This window comes from Comamonas testosteroni TK102 (assembly GCF_000739375.1).
Lineage (GTDB): Bacteria > Pseudomonadota > Gammaproteobacteria > Burkholderiales > Burkholderiaceae_C > Comamonas > Comamonas brasiliensis.
Genome location: NZ_CP006704.1, coordinates 3018473 through 3031736, shown reverse-complemented (window position 1 = coordinate 3031736; position 13264 = coordinate 3018473). Strand labels below are relative to the sequence as shown.

At 65.8% G+C, this 13264-nt stretch carries 14 protein-coding genes; 4 read left to right on the top strand and 10 right to left on the bottom strand.

Annotated elements, in window-relative coordinates:
- Positions 1-32 precede the first annotated feature (32 nt).
- Positions 33-1697: a thiamine pyrophosphate-binding protein gene (locus O987_RS13670; protein WP_043372897.1), complete on the bottom strand. Its 1665-nt coding sequence runs from the start codon at positions 1695-1697 to the stop codon at positions 33-35.
- 195 nt (positions 1698-1892) lie between these two features.
- On the opposite strand from O987_RS13670, the gene O987_RS13665 reads away from it, so the two are divergent.
- From O987_RS13665 to O987_RS13655, 3 genes are read left to right on the top strand one after another with little or no spacing between them, the layout of a single operon-like run.
- Positions 1893-3059 (top strand): alpha-hydroxy acid oxidase, encoded by a 1167-nt coding sequence (locus O987_RS13665; RefSeq protein ID WP_043372895.1) that lies wholly within the window; start codon positions 1893-1895, stop codon positions 3057-3059.
- Positions 3060-3069: 10 nt separating this feature from the next.
- Entirely contained in the window at positions 3070-4521 is a 1452-nt protein-coding gene (locus tag O987_RS13660) for an aldehyde dehydrogenase family protein (protein WP_043372893.1), read from the top strand.
- 38 nt (positions 4522-4559) lie between these two features.
- The gene (locus tag O987_RS13655) at positions 4560-5495 is read left to right on the top strand and encodes a LysR family transcriptional regulator (protein ID WP_043372891.1); all 936 of its coding nucleotides are present in this window, start codon (positions 4560-4562) and stop codon (positions 5493-5495) included.
- Positions 5496-5499: 4 nt separating this feature from the next.
- Here O987_RS13655 and O987_RS13650 read toward each other — a convergent pair whose 3' ends face one another.
- From O987_RS13650 to parA, 6 genes are all read right to left on the bottom strand, one after another.
- Positions 5500-5955: a nuclear transport factor 2 family protein gene (locus O987_RS13650; RefSeq protein ID WP_043372888.1), complete on the bottom strand. Its 456-nt coding sequence runs from the start codon at positions 5953-5955 to the stop codon at positions 5500-5502.
- A 173-nt stretch (positions 5956-6128) separates the two neighbouring features.
- On the bottom strand, positions 6129-8108 hold the full coding sequence (locus O987_RS13645; protein WP_043372885.1) for a relaxase/mobilization nuclease and DUF3363 domain-containing protein: 1980 nt from the start codon (positions 8106-8108) through the stop codon (positions 6129-6131).
- Positions 8109-8742: 634 nt separating this feature from the next.
- Positions 8743-9342 carry a S26 family signal peptidase gene (locus O987_RS13640; protein ID WP_043372883.1) on the bottom strand — a complete coding sequence of 200 codons (600 nt, stop codon included), beginning with the start codon at positions 9340-9342 and terminating at the stop codon, positions 8743-8745.
- Entirely contained in the window at positions 9339-9896 is a 558-nt protein-coding gene (locus O987_RS13635) for a DUF2840 domain-containing protein (protein WP_043372880.1), read from the bottom strand. The genes O987_RS13640 and O987_RS13635 overlap by 4 nt, the downstream gene beginning before the upstream one ends.
- Complete coding sequence (locus O987_RS13630; RefSeq protein WP_043372877.1) at positions 9893-10177, bottom strand: hypothetical protein; 285 nt, start codon at positions 10175-10177, stop codon at positions 9893-9895. Before O987_RS13630 ends, O987_RS13635 begins: the two co-directional genes overlap by 4 nt.
- Positions 10174-10812, bottom strand: a complete 639-nt coding sequence (gene parA, locus O987_RS13625) for a ParA family partition ATPase (protein WP_043372874.1) — start codon at positions 10810-10812, stop codon at positions 10174-10176. The genes O987_RS13630 and parA overlap by 4 nt, the downstream gene beginning before the upstream one ends.
- Here parA and O987_RS29075 point away from each other — a divergent pair.
- Positions 10811-10954: a hypothetical protein gene (locus O987_RS29075; RefSeq protein WP_158407674.1), complete on the top strand. Its 144-nt coding sequence runs from the start codon at positions 10811-10813 to the stop codon at positions 10952-10954. The genes parA and O987_RS29075 overlap by 2 nt on opposite strands.
- A gap of 159 nt (positions 10955-11113) precedes the next feature.
- Here O987_RS29075 and O987_RS13620 read toward each other — a convergent pair whose 3' ends face one another.
- The 3 genes from O987_RS13620 to O987_RS13610 all read right to left on the bottom strand — a co-directional run bounded on the left by O987_RS13620 (position 11114) and on the right by O987_RS13610 (position 13166).
- Positions 11114-11974: a replication initiator protein A gene (locus tag O987_RS13620; protein ID WP_043376472.1), complete on the bottom strand. Its 861-nt coding sequence runs from the start codon at positions 11972-11974 to the stop codon at positions 11114-11116.
- A gap of 26 nt (positions 11975-12000) precedes the next feature.
- On the bottom strand, positions 12001-12282 hold the full coding sequence (locus O987_RS13615; protein WP_043376469.1) for a helix-turn-helix domain-containing protein: 282 nt from the start codon (positions 12280-12282) through the stop codon (positions 12001-12003).
- Between the two features lie 125 nt (positions 12283-12407).
- A complete protein-coding gene (locus O987_RS13610) occupies positions 12408-13166 on the bottom strand; it encodes a DUF2285 domain-containing protein (protein WP_043376465.1) in 759 nt (252 codons plus the stop codon).
- Positions 13167-13264: the final 98 nt, after the last annotated feature.

The following is a 13264-nucleotide window of genomic DNA, read 5'->3' as shown; positions in this document are numbered from 1 at the left end:
TGTGATGTGATGGACGTGATGGCTGTCATGGGTCAGGCCATGCGCTTGTCGGGGGTGATTTGCAGCGGGTCGGTCACCAGTTCGATGAGCGCGACGCTGCCTGCGGCCCGTGCCCGCGCGAATGCAGCGGGAAAGTCCTGGGCCGTGGTGACGCGCTCGGCATGCGCGCCGAAAGATCGGGCCAGGGCGGGATAGTCGGGGCCCTTGAGCGACGTGCCGGATACGCGGCCCGGATAGTCACGCTCCTGGTGCATGCGGATGGTTCCGTACATGCCATTGTTGGCCACCAGCACGATGAGCGAGGCGCCGTATTCCACGGCAGTCGCCAGCTCCTGCGGGTACATCATGAAGCAGCCATCGCCGGCCACGCACACCACGGGGCGGTCCTTGTGTTGCAGTGCTGCGGCAATGGCCGCCGGCAAACCGTAGCCCATGGAGCCGCAGGTGGTGGCCAGTTCGGTGCGCGGCGCGCGGTACTGGTAGAAGCGGTGCAACCAGACGGAGTAGTTGCCCGCACCATTGGTCACGATAGCGTTGTCCGGTAGCGTCTCGGTCAGGTGCAGCATGACCTGGGTCAGGTCCACGCCACGAATCTCGGGGTTCTCGGGGCGTGCCGACGTGAACGCCACGAATGCGGCCCGCCCCTGCGCCGCCCAGCCGCTCCAGGCCGGAGCCCGGGGCGCCTCGGCGGCGTTCAGTTCCTGCAGCAGCACCGAGGCATCGGCCTGGACGGGGATGTTCGGCCGATAGACCCGGCCGAGTTCGCGCGCATCGCGGTGGCAGTGGATGAGCCGCTGCCTCGGCTGCGGCACGTTCAGCAGCGTATAGGCGTCGGTGGCGATATCGCCCAGCCGCGTGCCGATGGCCAGGATCACATCGGCCTCGGCCACCATGCGCTTGAGCGCGGGATTCATGCCCAGGCTCAGGTGCCCTATGTATTGGGCGTTGGTATTGTCCAGCACATCCTGGCGGCGAAAGGAGCAGGCCACGGGCAGATTCCATGCCCCGACAAATGCGCGCAGGCTGGCGCAACCCTCGTTGGACCAGTCACTGCCGCCGACGATGACCAGCGGGCGCTGCGCCGCGCGCAGGGCTTGCGCGATTGCCTCCGTAGTAGCCTCGCTGACGGCGGGTGCCTGCATTGTCAGCGGCGCGCAGTCAGGCACGGTGGTCTGCTCGGTCAACATGTCCTCAGGCAGCGACACCACCACAGGGCCGGGCCGGCCGGCCACGGCGGCATTGAAGGCCTTCGCCATCAGCTCGGGCATGCGCTCGGGATCGTCGATTTCCATGACCAGCTTGGCGATGCCGCCGAACATCTGCTGGTAGTCCACTTCCTGGAACGCATCGCGGCCCTTGTGCCCGCGGGCGATCTGGCCCACGAAGAGAATCATTGGCGTCGAATCCTGCTGCGCGATGTGCACCCCGATGCTGGCATGTGTGGCGCCGGGGCCGCGCGTGACCATGCAGATGCCGGGCCGCCCGGTCAGCTTGCCGTCGGCCTCGGCCATGTTGGCCGCTGCGCCCTCGTGCTTGGCGACGATGAGCTCGATGCTTTTTTCGTCGTACAAGGCATCGAGGACTTCGAGATAGCTTTCGCCCGGAACGCAGAAGACACGCTCGACGCCATGCGTGCGCAGGGAGGCAACCAGGGCGCGCCCGGCCGTGCGGCTCGGAGCATTCATTGAATCACTCATGATGGATCGGCTGTTTGTTGTGGAAACACCCACAAGCGTAGGATATGGCTTCGGCGACCACACCGGGCGCGATGCATACCAGCTATGCACCACATGCACAGCGGTTTCCACCGTGCAGCACTAGCATGACGGCATCCGCTATCTCCGGCATATTGGCCTGCAGGGCCTGCATAGCAGGCGCAAGACGCTATAGAAATGAGCAAACTAAACACCATCCACTGCCTGGACGACTTCCAACGCATCGCCCGAACCCGCTTGCCCCGGCAGCTCTACAGCTATATCGCCAATGGCGCAGACGACGAGCAGTCGATGCGTTTCAACCGCGAGGCCTTCTCTCGCTGGGCATTCACGCCCCGCATCCTGGAAGGCGTGGAACGGCGCTCGCAGGAGATCTCGCTGTTCGGCCAGTCCTATGCCTCGCCGTTCGGCATCTCACCGGTCGGGCTGGCGGCCATGTGGTGCTATCGCGGCGACATCGTGCTGGCGCGCGCAGCACAGGAAAGCAATGTGCCCGCCATCATGAGTGGCGCGTCGCTGATTCGCATGGAGGAAGTGGCTGCCGCCGCGCCGAACACCTGGTTCCAGGCCTACATACCGGGCGACGACGTGCGCATCGCCGAGTTGATTCGCCGCATTGCCACGGCAGGGTTCAAGACGCTGGTGGTCACGGTGGATTTGCCGGTGCAGGTAAATCCAGAGCGATATGTCAAGAACGGCTTTTCGACGCCGCTGAAGCCCAGCGTGCGGCTGGCTTGGGACGGCATCAGCCATCCGCGCTGGCTGCTCGGCACCTTCGGGCGCACGCTGCTCTCGCACGGCATGCCGCATTTCGAGAACTGGCGCGCCGAGCGCGGGGCGCCAATCCTGTCGGCCAACGTGCAGCGCGATATGGTCGCACGGGACCACTTGTCCTGGGAAAATTTCAAGGTGGTGCGCAACCAGTGGAAAGGCCCGCTGATCGTCAAGGGCGTGATGCGCAAGGAAGACGCGCTGCGCGCACAGAACGCCGGGGCCGACGGCATCATCGTCAGCAACCACGGCGGCCGCCAGCTCGACGGCGCCCTGTCTCCGCTGGACGTACTCCCCGAGATCGTGGACGCGGCGCCGAACCTCACCGTGATGATGGACAGCGGCATTCGCCGTGGCACGGACGTGCTCAAAGCTATGGCCCTGGGCGCGCAATGCGTTTTCAACGGCCGTTCGTTCAACTTCGCCGCGACAACGGCCGGCGGTGCCGGCGTGCGCCATGCCATCGGCATCCTGCGCACTGAAGTAGACCGTGACATGGCGCTGCTGGGCGTAAATCGTTTGGATGACATAGACCGCAGCCTGCTGCGTCCCACCCCCCGTTCAACTTCCTGATTGGATAGCCATGACCACCAAGCACCACAACCTGATCAACGGCCAATGGAAACCAGGCCAGTCTTATGCGCCCAACCTAAACCCCAGCAACTTGGCCGATGTGGCCGGCGAGTACGCCCAGGGCGATGCAGCCGACGTGGATGCCGCTGTGGCCGCCGCTGTGGCTGCGTTTCCCGCCTGGAGCGCCTCGGGCATCCAGGCCCGTTCCGATGCGCTGGACAAGATCGGCACCGAAATCCTGACCCGTAAGGAAGAGCTGGGCGAGCTGCTGGCCCGCGAGGAAGGCAAGGTGCGCGGCGAAGCGATTGGCGAAGTCATGCGCGCCGGCCAGATCTTCAAGTTCTTCGCCGGTGAATGCCTGCGCCTTGCGGGCGAGATGGTGCCTTCGGTGCGGCCTGGCATCGGCGTGGAGATCACGCGCGAACCGATTGGCGTAGTCGGCCTGATTACGCCGTGGAACTTCCCGATTGCGATTCCCGCGTGGAAGATTGCGCCCGCGCTGGCCTTTGGCAACTGCGTGGTCATCAAACCCGCCGATCTGGTGCCGGGCAGCGCCTGGGCGCTGGCCGACATCATTCACCACTCGGGCATTCCGGCCGGGGTGTTCAATCTGGTCATGGGTCGTGGGCGTGTGATCGGCGAAGCGCTGGTCGATCACCCCGGCGTGGCGGCGATTAGCTTTACCGGCTCGGTTGGCGTGGGCCGTGGCATTGCGGCGGCTTGTGTCGCCAATGGAAAGAAAGTCCAGCTGGAGATGGGCGGCAAGAATCCGCAGGTGGTGCTCGACGATGCCGACCTCAAGCAGGCCGTGGAGCTGTCCGCGCAAAGCTGCTTTTACTCCACCGGCCAGCGCTGCACGGCATCCAGCCGCATGATCGTCACCGACAAGATCTACCCGGCCTTCGTCGCAGCGCTCAAGGCCCGCGTGGAGGCCATCAAGGTGGGCGCGGCGCTGGCTGCAGGCACCGACATGGGGCCGGTGGTGAGCCAGGCGCAGCTGGAGCAGGATTTGAGCTATGTCGAGATTGGCAAGGCTGAAGGCGCGCAGCTGCTCACGGGCGGTAGCCGCATCGCCTGCCACACGGGCAGCGGCCATGAGGGCTTCTTCATGGCGCCGGCGCTGTTTGCCGACACCGCGCCCTCCATGCGTATCAACCGCGAGGAAATCTTCGGCCCCGTGGCCAGCGTGATCCGCGTCAAGGACTACGAGGAAGCGCTGGCCGTGGCCAACGACACCGAGTTCGGCCTGTCGGCCGGCATCGCCACCAGCAGCCTCAAGTACGCCACGCACTTCAAGCGCCACAGCCAGGCCGGCATGGTGATGGTGAACCTGCCCACGGCGGGCGTGGACTATCACGTGCCGTTTGGCGGGCGCAAGGGCAGCAGCTACGGCCCGCGCGAGCAGGGCAAGTATGCGCAGGAGTTCTTCACCACGGTGAAGACGGCGTACACGCTGGCTTAGACTAGTGAGCATGGACACACACGCACGAGAGTAGGCCCATGCCGCCTTTGAACTCTGATGATTTGGCTTGCTTTACCTGTGTTGCCAACGCAGGCAGCTTCTCTCGTGCGGCCCTGGAGTTGGGCTCAGACCAATCCACGGTCAGCCGGCAAATCTCACGCCTGGAGACGGCGCTAAAAACCCGCCTATTCAGTCGCAGTGGCCGAGGCGTCGTGCTGACCGAAGCTGGCAATACCTTGCTCGGCTACGCGCAGCAAGTGGCTGCAACGATCTCAGAGGCCTGCGACGCGGTGCGCACCTGCATGGCCAAAGGGCCTGCAAAGCTGGTGATCGCCGCTCAGCCCACCATCGCTACCACGGCATTCGGTTTGATCGGCGCAGCGCTCAAGCAACGCTTTCCCGCCACCAAGCTGCGATTCGTTGAGGGCCTGGCTGGCCCTATCTTGGGATGGCTGGCCTCGGGCGAGGTGGACATGGCGCTCCTCTATTCTCCCGAACAACACAGCGGGCTGAGCCTGGACGTCCTACTGGAGGAGGATCTGATGCTGGTAACTCCGGCTTCATGGAGCTACATCGGCCCTACGTTTCCTGTCGGCAAGCTGGGAGAGGTTCCCATGATCTTGCCCAGCACCGAGCATGGCTTGCGCGTGCTGGCCGAATCGCTGGCGGAGCGGACCGGCGCCACGCTGAACATGGCGCTGGAGTGCGATGCGTCGAACACCGTCTCCATGCGCTTGGTCGAGGACGGCTGCGGAGCCACGCTTCTGCCATTCGCGGCGGTGGCCGACCGCGTGGCACAAGGCCGGCTGCATTCGGCACAGCTGGTCGAGCCGGTGGTGACCCGCAAGATCTCGCTGGCCATAGCGCGCAATCGGCCCGCCATACCCGAACTCTTTGAAATCACGCAAACCGTGCGCAAGGAAGTGCGCGGCCTCGTCACGTCGGGAGCGTGGATAGGCGCGCGCTTGGCTTGATTGATTAAGGCTTTGTTGCGCTTCTTGCCAGCAGCCTCCAGTCGCCGCCCTGCTTTTGCCACACCATCAGGATATGCAGATTGGTGGCGGTTTTCTTGCCATCGGCCACTGCCTGCTGCTCACCCATCCAATGAAAGCGCACGATGGCGTTGCTGCCAACAACGCGAATTGTCGGCTCGCGGTATTCCAGCGACAGAAAAGGCTTTTTCCCCGACGTTGTGTTGGCCACGAAGGTTGCTCGGTCCTCCACGCGCGCATCGGAATGGCTGTAGCTGAGTTCCGGCGCCGTCAGCTCAGTCAGGGTGCCGGCATTGGCTGCCATCTGCGCACTGCGGAACTCCTCCAGTTTGGCGGCAACCGCATCCTCGTCACCGGCCGCCAGCGCGGGCAATGCGATCAGCGCGCCCAGTGCCAAGGCAGGCAGGCACAGGCACCCATGGGTTCGAGAAATCATGCTCATGGTTTCATCCTCGGTATAAACAGGCCACTCTCATGTCCGCGACAGAAGGTGATGGCAGAGGGGTTAGCTGAGTTCTTCAACTCAGAACGAAGTGTGAAGATTGGCGCGGCATCTACATATAGCTACAGATGCATATCAGCCATGCACTTATGCTGTGGTGGATGACCGCTGATCTATACCACTGACGGCCCCCGCTGTCGCCCAATCTCCCAAGCCACCCCACCACCACGCACAGTCGCGGCAAGCGGTTGCCCCAGCCGCTGCTCAATCACTGGCTTCCACGGCACCAGGCTGAACCCCGTGCCGTCGTCCAGCATCGCGTAGCGCCCACTGGCGAGCATGACATTGCGGCGATAGATGCCTGCCACACGCTGGCCATCGGCCGTGGGGCGATGTGCCAGGCCGGTTTCGGCGGTAATGTCCTTGGCGGCCTGCGCCAGTTCCCGGTTACGCAGCGTCCCCAGCAGGTTGCGCGCCAGGATGACGCGCCGCCCGCGCCGCTCGGCCAATCCCTGCTCGGCCAAGAAGTCGGCGCGCTGCTGCAGCGCCTGCTTGGCCTCGCCGCCAAAGCCCAGGTCGCCCAGCCCCTTGCCGCCGCCGATCAACTGCTGGTCGAGCCAGGTGGCGCCGATCACGCGGGCCTGCCGCTCGATAGGCAGGTACGACTTCAGCTCAACAGCCACGCCGCCCAGGCGCTGCGCGTTGTACTGTCGGCCACGTTCGGGCAGATCGTCCGGCACCTTCCACAACCCCTCAGCCACGCGCTCCACAATGCCCGCTCGGCGCAGGGCTTCCAGCCGGCGAACGTGGGCCGCTACCACTTCCTGCGGGTCTCGGCCATCCTTGGCTTGCCCCCGCGCAATCGCAAGGTGATGGTCGGTGCGATACAGGCCGTTGCTCGCCAGCGCGGCGATGTTCTTGTCCGCCGCGCGCATCTCTGCGGAGCCTTTCACCTCGACCACTGCACCCATGGGGTATTGCTCCAGCTCCGTCCTGGGCGGCAGCACCACATAGTGGGCCTTGCCGTCGATGCCATCGACCACCAGATAGCCCCGGTCGTACAGCTCGTCGGCCAGCCCCTTACCCGCCACGCGGCCGACGATGGAGTGCCCATCCTCGCCCGGCTGGAACACGGCCAGGTCACGCTGCTTGCCGCCCATGGCACGCTGCATGGTGCGGATGATGTCGCCGCGCTCGCCCATCGCCCGCAAAGTGGGCTCAGCCTCGGCGTGAACGGCCCACATACCAGGCTGGGTCTCCGTGGCAAGCCCCATGCGTTGAAGCCGTTGCAGCCGACCGACCAGCAGCAGGCGCTGGCGTTGCAGCTTGGGATCATTGAACCGTTCGGTCTTCACCAGCCCATCCACCGCCTCGCGCTGCAAGGTGCGATCCAGGGAAGTCCAACGCTCCTGCTCCACCTCGCGGGCTAGGCTGCGCTGGATCTCCAACTCGGTGCGCGGCCCCAGCCATTCGGTCGCCAGTTCCATCGCCCGCTCGCGCATGCCGCGAATGATGTATTCCTGCGAGATGATGAGATCCTTGCCCGTGTCGTCCTTGCCGCGCAGCACGACGTGGGTGTGCGGGTTGTCGGTGTTCCAGTGATCGACCGCCACCCAGTCCAACCGGGTGCCCAGGTCGGCTTCCATGCGCTGCATCAGGTGCCGGGCGTAGGTGCGCAGGTCTTCGAGCTGCTCCGCATCCTCTGGCGAGACGATGAAGCGGAACTGGTGGCGGTCACCCCGGCCGCGTTCCTCGAAGGCGGCCGTGTCCGCCTCGTCGGTGATGGCCCCATAGGCTCGGCCTTGTCCGCCCTGGCGATCCACACCGTCGCGCTCAATGTAGCGCAGGTGCTGCACCGTGGATCGGCCGCTGGCCTGCTGGAGATACACCAGCCGCACCTTGACCGTGGCCCGGCGCGAATGGGCAGTGAGCGACTGGCCTGTGAAACGCGCCGCGACATGTCCTCGACCCAGGCGCGAGCCAGGGGCTTTGCCAGTGGTTTTGCCGCCAGCTTTGCGACGGCCTCCGGTAGTACCTGCTGCCTTGCTGGTCTGGCGCAGTACCTGCGCGATGAAGGTGTCACCGCGCTGCCGGGGCTTGCCGGGCCGTATGTGGAAACGGTCATCTCCATCAGGAGAATTGCGCTTGCTCATGGCGAGACTCCAGACAAGCCCAGCGCGCCTGAGCGGATGCGGCACGCGGTATTCCCAATGCCCGCAAGGCATTGGCGCTGTAGGCGGCACGCAACCGCCCTTGGGCGCGTGCCGCCCCACACCCACGTGCAGACTGGCATTGCGAGCACCGTGGTGCCGCACCCTTCAATCTTGCCTTCCGCATTTGCCTCCCGCATTCGCTCCCGCATTCGCTCCCGCATTCGCTCCCGGCAATCGCGGCCCGGTGGCGCTGCTGCCCGAGCAGTCAGCACCCCGGCGAACACGCCGATGGCCGCAGGCCGGGCGCGTTCGGGGCAAGACGTCTGCACGTGGGACGGCTGTACGGAGTGCAGGGCCGGAGGCTGCGCGTTGGGCCGCGCGACAGCACAGGCACGCCATGCGCGGCGACACAGCCCATGCAGCCGCAAGGACACGCCCGATAGTGCGACTGGCTGCACGGCGATGCGCAGCGAGTCGACAGCCAGCAATGCAGTGGCTGGTGCGCGGGATGACCGCGCTGAATGCAGCCCGAAGTGCAACGCGAATGCATTGGCACTGCACGCGCGATGACATGACGATGACACGTCCGATAGCATGATGGCATGCACGTTTGCGTGCAGCAAATCAGGGATCATCATGGACGTTCCTCCAGCCAGACCGGATGCGCCACGCCGATCACGGCGGATGCACTCACCGGCCCGAAATACCGGCTGTCGAACGACGCCGGGTTGGTCGCGCTCAATAAGAACAGCTCGCCAGGGAGAAGACGACGGCACTGGGGCCAGGGCGACAACGCGCGGCCCAGCTGATCTGCAGACCGAACGGCGGCCGCCGGAACGCCGTCGATCCAGACCAGCGCATCGAACACGCACACATGCTGCGGCGCGATGGCGCCCACACGCTTGAGCAGCGGCACGCGCGCCGGCAGGTAACCGCGCTGCGCAGCCAGCGCGGCAGCGTCGGCAGGCAAGCGGGTCAGCACGATGCTGCCGACACGCAGTGAAGGAGGTAGCAGATGCGGCAGAAAGCCGGCACCGCGGTCCAGCGGATGGACGCGATACCAACCGACCGCCACGCTGTCGGACGGGTTGTAGACCAGGCGCGGCAGCGGCTGCACGAAAGCCGTCCAGACCAGCGCAGCGAGGCCGCAGGCGGACAGTGCAGCCAGCACGAGGCGAGCACGCGAACGCGAGTGCGCAGACGAGCGAGAAAGGAATGCTGTCGTGGCCGTCATGGCAGCACCCTCCCGGCCAGCCAGGCGGCGTGGCGCTCGGCGGTGTACTCGGGTAACGGCAAGCGGGCAGCGAGCCGGTTGCCCAGCGTGCGCCAGTACGCGGGCGACGCTGCAGCGGGGGCAAGGCCCAGCGCCTCGATAGCGTCAATGCGCTCCAGCACGGCGCGGACTTGGTTCTCGCCCTCTGCGTGCAGCAGCAGGCGCGCGCCCGGCTGCACGCCGGGGATGCGCTGCGCATCATCCAAGGGCGTGCATGTCTGCATCACCATGAGCTGCCAGCGGATCGTTCCGTAGTCGTTGGACTGCCAGCGGATACGACAGAGCGCCGCGCCCGGTAGGAACACAGCGACGCTGCGCCAGCGATCGAGCCGCAGCGTGCGCGCAGGCTCGCCAAAGCGCAGATAGAGCTTGAAACGGTGCTCCACGTAAGCCAGCGAAACGCGCGTCAGTGGCGTGGATGAAGGCCGGCCAGCCAGCGCAGCGAAGGACGGCAACGGTATAGCTGTGGCCGCAGTAGCCATAGGATTGGCGGCAGGTGCAGCGGATGTGTTCATGGCGTGTTCTCCCTGCGGTGTTCTGGAAACTCCCGCTCCAGCAGACCGCGCAGCAGGTCAGCCACCGTCACGCCTTGCGTGAAGGCCGACACCTTGATGCGCGAGCGCATGGCGGGTGTGATGTCGAGGGTCAGGCGAGCGGTGTAGAGATCGCCTTTCTGGAGGTCGTCGGCGCTGCCTTGGCGAATCCACGCCTCGGCGTGCGGATTCGCGGGCGGTCGTGCACCGATGCCGACACGCTTGGCTGCGCGTTTGCTGCTGGGTGCGGGCTTCGCTGTCATGACAGCCACCGCAGCAGTTCATCGACCAGCGCAGTGATTTCGCGCGCAGCGGCGCTGTCGGACGCCGTCTCGCGGGCCAACCGGCCAGCGGCCACGCTGTCAGCGAAGACGATGCGCTGGCGCACTTCCGCGCGCAGTGCGGGAAGCGGCTGCTCGGCCAGCGCCCCGCGTGCTTCGCGCCCGATCACCGTGGTGCTCACGCGCCGGTTGATGACGAAGGCCGCGCGCAGCTGCGGCCGGAACACCTGGGCCTCCCGGATCAGCGCCACCATCTCGGCGCTAGCCCACAGGTCGTAGGGGCTGGGCTGCACCGGGATCAGCACCCGCTCGGCCGCCAGCAGCGCGGAGCGCGCCAAGGCCGCGATCCTGGGCGGACCATCAATGACGACGTGATCGGCCCGCCTGGCGAGTTCTGGGGCTTCCTGGTGCAGCGTCTCGCGTGCGAGGCCCACGGCGCTGAACAACCTTGGCAAACCTTGCTGGCTGCGGCGCTGTGTCCAGTCCAGCGCAGAGCCCTGCGGATCGGCATCCAACAGGATGACCGACTGCCCGCGCATCGCCAGCTCGCCGGCGATGTGGGTAGCGAGCGTGGTCTTGCCCACGCCGCCTTTCTGGTTGAGCAGCGCGACAATCATGGCCTGGCCCTCCGTGTTGGAAAACCTGCCTTTGATCGGCCTGCAAAACCGGCTTGCCGATGGCAAGAATCGCAGGCCCATACCCATGGCAGAACGTGCCGTTTGGTGGTTGTCCACCGAAACGCCGCACTGCTACTACTAATGTTATGTATTAAGTTAGATAAGTTAAGAGAGGCCGAAACCCGCGCCAGCATTGGGTTTGCGGCCGATCGGCACGCCTGATGGCACGATAGTCCCACGCCTGATAGCACGATACCTGGCACGCCTGATAGCACGAGCCCGTCCACAGGCGATCCCGCAGTTACCCCCGTGCCGTGGGCGGCACGAGACGCCCTGGGCGGAATGTCAGCAGTTCGGCCCCATCCAGCCGCTCGATGCCCAGGACGTAGCCCGGCAGCGACTGCCGCGCCACCAGGGCACGCAGATCGCAGGCGAAGTCGTAGGGCTTGGCTGTGCTGCCCGACTTGCGGTGCAACTGCCTGAAGTCGAACTGCCAGCCCTGTTCCTGGCGCCCACCATGCTTGCGCACCAGCCGGTACAGCCAGCGTTCGATGCCCCCGGTGAGCTGGAAGTACGCCAGATCGATGGTCAGCACCAGTGCCGCATCCAGCACGCCCGCATAGAACCAGTCCGGCAGGATTAGCTCGATACCCAGCGGCGTGCCCTGGGCATCGGCCAGTTCCTTCCACTCGTTGATCCACGAGAAGCGGTGCAACCGCCTTCCCGTGGTCTCGCGGATCGACGTGGCCACGGTCGTCGATTGCAGACGATCCAGCGCGGCCTTGAGGCGCTGGTAGTCGCGCAGCGACGTACCGCGGCCGATGAAGCGCAGGATCTCGTAGGGCGTGGCCTGCATCAGCCGCGACGGGCGCAAGCCCGCGTCGCGTGCCTCCACGATCTGGCTGGCCGCCCAGATCAGGATGTCGGCATCCCAGATCGTGGCGATGCCATGTTCCTGCGTCCCCTCCACACGGATCGTCACCCCGCTGGCCTGGAAGTCGATCGGCGCCGTGCGCCGTGACTTCGCCAGCGAGAAGAACGGAAAAGCCATCAGGTCCTGGCTGTCGCGCGGCGCCATATCGCCCGGCAGGGCGCGGAACAGATCGAGCTGTTCGCGCTCCCGTGACGGTCGCTGCCGCGATGGCAGCGATGGGCTGGACATGGCGAAGGCCACCCGCGCGCCGCCGATCAGCGCGCACGGCTGTCCGCCGCATGGAACTCGGCGTACTCGGGATCGGACGTGGTCTCGTAGCTGCGGTCTTCGGCCCAGGCATCGAGATCGGTGACGGCGTACATGACGCGGCGGCCGAACTTGCGGAACTTGGGGCCGCCGCCCATCACGCGCTGCTTCTCCAGCGTGCGCGGTGACAGCCGTAGGTACTCGGCGGCTTCGTCGTTGGTCAGATAGCGCTGGGGCTGCGCGGAAGAAATCATGGGTGCGGCGGCAGGCCGCAAGGGAGCAGGACGCATGGTGAGAATCTCCATAGCTTTCAAAGCTCCGGCCACACAGCGCAACCGGATGGAGGCAGTCTCAGAAAACGCGGCTGTTTCGCAGAGGGTCGTTTTGCAGCCAGGGCAAAACGACCCTCCCCAGGTCATTCGAGCTGTGCGAGACGGCGATAACCGCCGTCCATCAGCATCTGGCCCCGCCGTACCAGGCGCCGCACGCGCGAGCGCAGGCTGCCGTCGGAGAACCAGTCGGCCGCCACGGCGTCGGCGCCGAACAAGCCCTCGGCCACCTCGCGCAAGGACGCGCCCGCCAGGGTGGCGTCGAGCGCCTGCAGGGTATGCAGTTCCAGCAGCGCGGTGGTCAACGGCCGGGGCCGAGTTGTCGGCGGATCGGCTTGGACAGCGGTCAGCCGATCGAGCTTGTCCAGTTCAGCTGCAAATGCGCGGTAGCGCGTGCAAGGCGCCCTGCAGGCCCGCACGGCGTAGACGCAGGCCATGCCCTCCTCGAGGCCCGGCGCCAGCGCGAAGCGCAGGCAGCAGCCGGGCCAGTGGACCACCAGCACCAGGCGGCGCCCGTCGTGGACCAAGTGCTTGCGACCAGGCAGGTGCCAGAACCCGAAGACCAGGGCATCCGGCGGTGGATCGGCATCCGGGTAGAGCAAGACCAGGGCCTCATGGTCTGGAAACCAAGCCGGATGCGCGTCGCGCGCATCCAGGGCTGGGTCCTCGAACAGGCGCAGGCCCCAGCGTTGGGCCACCTCGGGCCGGCGACGCTGGTGCAGCCAATCCAGCCGGTAATCGGGATTTCTGCGCAGGTACTCCCAGGCCAGCGCGGGGCCGTCCAGGTGCAGCACGTAGAGGTACGCGGCCGTGGGATACCAAGGCTCGGTGCTTCGATCTGCCATGACGCAATCTCCCATATTGCGCAGGAGAGGCGCCACCGGCCATCCAAGGGAGAGCACTACCGCATCAAAATCCAATCGTTAAAAAACATGTGGATCAG

What these genes read in the sequence shown, in the direction of transcription:
- O987_RS13670 (WP_043372897.1), bottom strand. Translation starts at nt 1,697, where the DNA reads ATGAGTGATTCAATGAATGCTCCGAGCCGCACGGCCGGGCGCGCCCTG.
- O987_RS13665 (WP_043372895.1), top strand. Translation starts at nt 1,893, where the DNA reads ATGAGCAAACTAAACACCATCCACTGCCTGGACGACTTCCAACGCATC.
- O987_RS13660 (WP_043372893.1), top strand. Translation starts at nt 3,070, where the DNA reads ATGACCACCAAGCACCACAACCTGATCAACGGCCAATGGAAACCAGGC.
- O987_RS13655 (WP_043372891.1), top strand. Translation starts at nt 4,560, where the DNA reads ATGCCGCCTTTGAACTCTGATGATTTGGCTTGCTTTACCTGTGTTGCC.
- O987_RS13650 (WP_043372888.1), bottom strand. Translation starts at nt 5,955, where the DNA reads ATGAGCATGATTTCTCGAACCCATGGGTGCCTGTGCCTGCCTGCCTTG.
- O987_RS13645 (WP_043372885.1), bottom strand. Translation starts at nt 8,108, where the DNA reads ATGAGCAAGCGCAATTCTCCTGATGGAGATGACCGTTTCCACATACGG.
- O987_RS13640 (WP_043372883.1), bottom strand. Translation starts at nt 9,342, where the DNA reads ATGACGGCCACGACAGCATTCCTTTCTCGCTCGTCTGCGCACTCGCGT.
- O987_RS13635 (WP_043372880.1), bottom strand. Translation starts at nt 9,896, where the DNA reads ATGAACACATCCGCTGCACCTGCCGCCAATCCTATGGCTACTGCGGCC.
- O987_RS13630 (WP_043372877.1), bottom strand. Translation starts at nt 10,177, where the DNA reads ATGACAGCGAAGCCCGCACCCAGCAGCAAACGCGCAGCCAAGCGTGTC.
- O987_RS29075 (WP_158407674.1), top strand. Translation starts at nt 10,811, where the DNA reads ATGGCCTGGCCCTCCGTGTTGGAAAACCTGCCTTTGATCGGCCTGCAA.
- parA (WP_043372874.1), bottom strand. Translation starts at nt 10,812, where the DNA reads ATGATTGTCGCGCTGCTCAACCAGAAAGGCGGCGTGGGCAAGACCACG.
- O987_RS13620 (WP_043376472.1), bottom strand. Translation starts at nt 11,974, where the DNA reads ATGTCCAGCCCATCGCTGCCATCGCGGCAGCGACCGTCACGGGAGCGC.
- O987_RS13615 (WP_043376469.1), bottom strand. Translation starts at nt 12,282, where the DNA reads ATGCGTCCTGCTCCCTTGCGGCCTGCCGCCGCACCCATGATTTCTTCC.
- O987_RS13610 (WP_043376465.1), bottom strand. Translation starts at nt 13,166, where the DNA reads ATGGCAGATCGAAGCACCGAGCCTTGGTATCCCACGGCCGCGTACCTC.